Consider the following 5023-nt stretch of genomic DNA (forward strand, 5'->3'; position numbering starts at 1 on the left):
GGCCCAACCTGCAGAACAAGAACCAAGGCAATCAACCGCTTCAAACCCCCATAGAGCCAGCTGGCCTGCCCAATTCCAGCAACGCGATTTCCCGCTTGCGCGCTTCTCCGACGCCAGGCAAGGCCGCGCATCACTCAAACGTCGCGCGTAGCGTCCGAGAAACCTGCAGCTTTGCCGTCATTGATCGCGGGTGGGTTGCACCGACGCAGCCGGATTAGACGGTGTCGTAAAGTGGCAGAGTTGTCATTTGCTCTGGTCGAAGACGGTTACGGGGTAGTCCAGAAATATTCCCATGGTTGCCGCGGGCTAAATCCTCGTGTTGGAGCAGAAATGCCGCAGTGACCGCCGACAGTGCTCAGAAGCAGTCGGCATTCTGGTATGAGCTTATAGCCTTGGAGTTCAAGCGCGCTATGTTAGCCTTGCCCAATGAGCACAACGCAGATGATATCACTCTTCGGGAGCAAGGCAACGCGGCGGGCTTTGTCCACTCTGATGGCGGGGGTTATGGGGCTGGCAGGCCTCGCGGCGGTACAGTTTTGGCTTCATTCCGCCCGGCTCGACAGCGAAAGCGCCACACTTCAACGGCTTGCCTCGCAACGGGCTGGTCAACACGATGCACACCTGACGGCTTTGTCGGCCATTGCCGTAGCCGGCGCGGGACAGCGCAACGATCTTTTCCTCGACGTCGCAGCAACAATTTCAAGGTTCTACCCGCGGATCGGCGACGTGCAGCTTGTGCCGTTGGATCCCGCTCGGGACATCGTCGGTGCGATGGTCATTTCGGCCGACACCGCCGAGCAAATCCGCGCTGCCGCCGCGCGCTCCACCGGTGTCCCGGTGATGTTGCCGCACCCGGAAAAAACGCAGCATTACCTGCTGATCAAACGCAGCCCGAACTCGGATCAGGCACTCTATGCCCTGGCGCTCAGCGTCGATGCCGCCCAACTGTTCGACAGCAACGCCGCGTTTTGGGCGCAGGACAAGGCCAGCTTCCGGGTGTCCCTGCCGGATGGCACGGTGCTGGTCCAATCCTCGGGTATGAGCGCGGCGCGGTTCGCAAAATCTCTTGGAAGCGGCTCGCAACCCCTGCTTTTGGAAACTGCAATGCGGACGCGCCCGGCCGATCTCCTGCCGCCCGCGCAGGTCGCGCTTGTGCTGTTGCTGACCGGGCTTCTCTATGCTGCAGTCACCGCTGCATCCCGGCAACGCCGCCGGGTGCGCGCGGCCGAACAACAGGCCAGCCTCAGCCGGATGGAAGCCCAGCTCAGCCATGCTGCGCGGGTCAACGCGATGGGAGAAATGGCCAGTGGCATGGCGCATGAACTGACCCAACCCCTGACCGCGATCCTGGCCCAGGCCCAGGCCGGCAAGCGCCTGTTGGCGCGAGGCGACAGCGATGCCGTGGCCTCGGCGCTCGATGGCACCATCGCCCAAGCCCGGCGCGCCTCGACGATCCTGGAACGGCTGCGCAACTGGTCGCGTCCGCAGCGCGCCGGCACCGCACCGATTGACCTGCGCGATGCAATCGCCAATGTCCGCGCGCTATTGTCGGCCGAGGCGCACCGCCGGGGTGTCACCCTCGAGGCCACCCCAACAAACCACCCAGTCACGGTGACAGTGAATCAGGTGGAAATCGAACAGGTGATCCACAACGTCTTGCGTAATGCACTCGAGGCGCTTGAGGGTACGCCCCAGGCACGCGTCAAGATCACGCTGCGCGGCAGCGGTGATACTGCTACCCTCGATATTGCCGACAACGGCCCCGGCGTCGCGGCCGGCATGATGCCCCAGCTGTTCATGCCCTTCATGACAACCCGCGCCGAAGGCACCGGGTTGGGGCTGGCGCTTAGCCAGCGCCTGATCGAACGCGCGGGCGGCACGATTTCCTATGGCGGAGGCAACCCCGGAGCGGTCTTCCGGATCGACCTGCCGTTGACGGCTCCCATTGCGGAGGCCGCGCAATGACACATCCGGTTTATCTGGTCGACGATGACGAGGCAGTGCGCGATGCGCTGACCCTGCTGCTGTCGACCGTCGGCGTGGACGTAACGCCCTTTGCCGATCCTCAGGCCTTTCTGGCGCGGCTCGACGGGCTTGCCCCCGGTTGCTTGATCTTCGACATTCGGATGCCGCTGATCTCGGGTCTGAAGCTTCAGGAAAAGCTGGCAGAACGGAACATCGGCTGGCCAACTGTCGTCGTCTCCGGCCACGGCGATATCGAAGCCTGCCGGCAGGCTTTTCGCAACGGCGCAGTCGATTTTCTGTCGAAACCCATCGATGAACAGGACTTGATCGACGCCATTCAGAAAGGCAATGAAATCCTGGAACGGCGCCTGCTGGCGGAGGCTGAAAAGGCTGAGGCGCGCAGCCTCTTGCAATCGCTTACCCCGCGTGAGGCGCAGGTGCTTGACCGCATCGCCGAGGGCTTCACATCGAAACAGATCGCTGAGGGTCTCGGCCTGTCGCCGCGCACCATCGAAAGCCACCGTGCCGCGATTTGCGCCAAGCTGGGCACCACCTCGCAGGCCGAACTGACCCGTATATGGCTCGAAGGCCGCGACAGCCCGTAGAACTACGGAGATGCGTGCAAGGTCTACGAATACCACGCCGGCCCTTCGCGCCATAGTCTCTCTAAATCGATTTTGACAAGGAGACACGCCATGATCCGCAAACTGATCCTCGCCTCCCTTCTGGCCCCCGCCACCCTGGCCGCGCAAGAGCTACCCACTGCCGCCTATCTGCCGCTCGACATGGCCACCAAGGCCGCCCAGGCCGCGCTTGGGGCCTGTGCCGCTGACGGCTACAATGTCAGCGTCGCCATCGTCGCCCGTGACGGTGCAACCAAGGTGCATTTGAAAGCCGACAATTCCGGGCCGCACACCGTAGGCAGCGCCCAGGGCAAGGCTTTCACCTCGGCCTCGATGGGCCGCGACACCGCCGGTCTGGCCAATTTCATCGGTGAAAACCCGCAACATGACGGCCTGCGCTACATGGACCGCCGCATGGTGATCCAAGGCGGCGGCCTGCCAATCAGGATTGGTGGCGCGCTGGTCGGCGGCATCGGTGTCGGCGGCGCCCCCGGAGGCCACCTGGACGAGGCCTGCGCCCGCGCCGGGCTTGATGCCATCGGCGCAAAATGATCCCGTCGGGCGGCCGGTCATCCCGTCGGGCTGCCTATCCACATCGGAGACATCAAATGCTCAAATTCCTCCTGTTTTCCGCCATTCTGACCCTAGCGTCGCCCGCCTTGGCCCAAACCGCACCCTCGGCCGCGGAAATTGCCGCTTACGACGGGCTGCACCGCGCAGCCCAGACCGGCGATGTCGCCGGTCTGGGCTGCCTCGCCGCTGGCGGCGCCGATCTCAATGCACGCGACCGGCGTGGCCGCACCCCCGCCCACGTGGCTGCCTTCGCCTCGCAGGACGCCACCCTGCGCGCCTTGGCCAAGGCCGGGGCGGATCTCAACGCACTCGAAGGGCAGGCCTATGACGTAGTCACCATCGCCGCCGTGGCCGACGACCCCGAATTGATGTCGCTGGCCATCGAACTGGGCAACCACCCCGGCCTGACTACCAGCCCGTATGACGGCACCGCCTTGATCGCCGCCGCGCATCTGGGCCATGTCGAGGTGGTGCGCCGTCTAATCAACGCCGGGGCGCCGCTCGATCATGTCAACAACCTCGGCTGGACCGCGTTGATCGAGGCGGTGATCCTGGGCGACGGTGGCCCGGATCACCAGGCCGTGGTCGAGCTTTTAGCCGCGGCGGGTGCAGATCAAACAATCGGAGACCGTGACGGTGCCACTCCGCGTGACCATGCAGAAGACCGTCAATACCTCGAGATACTGTCCCTGTTGGGCAACCAGAATTGACCCGTGCGAACAAGCGGCAGGTGCTTCAATCCGCTGGTTGTTGGCAATGCCCAGATCCTGCCGCGTCAACGCCTATACCGCCGCGACCGGCGGCGAGGCACAGTCTCATGTATTGTCCCTCCTGCACCGTTCTGCTGCGAAATTGTGATCCGCGCGCTGCGCCATGATCCTGGATTGCGACCGCCTTCAAAACCCCTGAGAGGCGACTGTCGATGGCAATCGACCAAGGCAGGCTTTCAGTTCTGCGATCCAGTATTTCACTGCCTCATAGAGTGCCGCTCCCGGCCAACCTCACTATCGTGACCGGTGCTTTGCGCCGATATGGGGCAAGCAAAGCACAAATGTTGAAGGATGTAGAAGTGCCGTTGGCTCTGCCATCTATAATGGCGGGCGCTAACCAGACGATCCTTATGTGCCTGTCTATGGTTGTGATAATCTCGCTGATTGGTGGAGGCGGGCTCGGCAAATCAATCCTTGAGGCACTGCAGTATGCGGCCAAGGGCCCAGGCCTTCTAGGCGGCTTTGCCATCCTTTTCTGCGCAATCACTATCGACAGGATTGTTCAGGGGGCTTTCTCGGGCAAGCGGCGTTGAACCATTTCGCAAGGCGTATCTTTGGAAAAGGAGAAATGATTGCCTGAATCCTCCGCAACTACTCCGACCGGCGGCCGAGCAAGCGGCCGCCGTGAGCGCCTGAAATCTCGCGCAAATGCGCGCTCCCGGACAGATATGAAACACGGCACAGCAATCCGGCCGCAGTTCAAGGTCCCGGCGGATACCAAATCCATCTGCCAGCCTTTGGGTCACAGATCAAGGGTAACTAAACGCACCCCTAGTGCATCTGACAGTCGAAATTTCTCAAAACAAGCGAGCACCAATGTCTAGGTATTCAGTCCCGGCACCTGGTGGATCGGATTCAAACTGCTTCTCAAGTTCGAGGCGGTATCGGCAGGAATGCTTTTTCTTTCTACAGGTTAAAAACACTCAGCGGGACGTGCTAGTATAAAACGCTGTCCGGCATTTTCGCAATCTGCCTTCAGCTTTGCGCCCAAGCACTAAATCGCTCCGCGATAGGGGCTCTGTGTGGCCGGTGTTGGACTGAAGCGGGATTTGTTTCGCGGTTTTCGATGTCGGGTGTGTGCTGTTGGCCGAG

Annotated in this window: 5 protein-coding genes and 1 pseudogene; all 6 read left to right on the forward strand. The window is 62.1% G+C overall.

The window, feature by feature from the left end:
- Positions 1-218: hypothetical protein (locus A2I95_RS25800; RefSeq protein WP_291734516.1), on the forward strand; the 218-nt coding region annotated here is incomplete at its 5' end.
- Between the two features lie 286 nt (positions 219-504).
- A complete protein-coding gene (locus tag A2I95_RS25805; RefSeq protein ID WP_291734517.1) occupies positions 505-1965 on the forward strand; it encodes an ATP-binding protein in 1461 nt (486 codons plus the stop codon).
- Positions 1962-2570 (forward strand): response regulator transcription factor, encoded by a 609-nt coding sequence (locus A2I95_RS25810; protein ID WP_027259990.1) that lies wholly within the window; start codon positions 1962-1964, stop codon positions 2568-2570. The genes A2I95_RS25805 and A2I95_RS25810 overlap by 4 nt, the downstream gene beginning before the upstream one ends.
- Positions 2571-2660: 90 nt before the next feature.
- Positions 2661-3140, forward strand: a complete 480-nt coding sequence (locus A2I95_RS25815; RefSeq protein ID WP_027259989.1) for a heme-binding protein — start codon at positions 2661-2663, stop codon at positions 3138-3140.
- Positions 3141-3196: 56 nt separating this feature from the next.
- Positions 3197-3871: an ankyrin repeat domain-containing protein gene (locus A2I95_RS25820; protein ID WP_291734521.1), complete on the forward strand. Its 675-nt coding sequence runs from the start codon at positions 3197-3199 to the stop codon at positions 3869-3871.
- Positions 3872-4191: 320 nt separating this feature from the next.
- A pseudogene (locus A2I95_RS25825) lies at positions 4192-4464 on the forward strand (ABC transporter permease subunit); the annotation flags it as partial.
- Positions 4465-5023 lie beyond the last annotated feature (559 nt).

The sequence above is a fragment of the Leisingera sp. F5 genome (assembly GCF_001593695.1).

Excerpts from the sequence above, each read along its gene's own strand:
- A2I95_RS25810 (WP_027259990.1), top strand. The coding sequence starts at position 1,962 with ATGACACATCCGGTTTATCTGGTCGACGATGACGAGGCAGTGCGCGAT.
- A2I95_RS25820 (WP_291734521.1), top strand. The coding sequence starts at position 3,197 with ATGCTCAAATTCCTCCTGTTTTCCGCCATTCTGACCCTAGCGTCGCCC.
- A2I95_RS25805 (WP_291734517.1), top strand. The coding sequence starts at position 505 with ATGGGGCTGGCAGGCCTCGCGGCGGTACAGTTTTGGCTTCATTCCGCC.
- A2I95_RS25815 (WP_027259989.1), top strand. The coding sequence starts at position 2,661 with ATGATCCGCAAACTGATCCTCGCCTCCCTTCTGGCCCCCGCCACCCTG.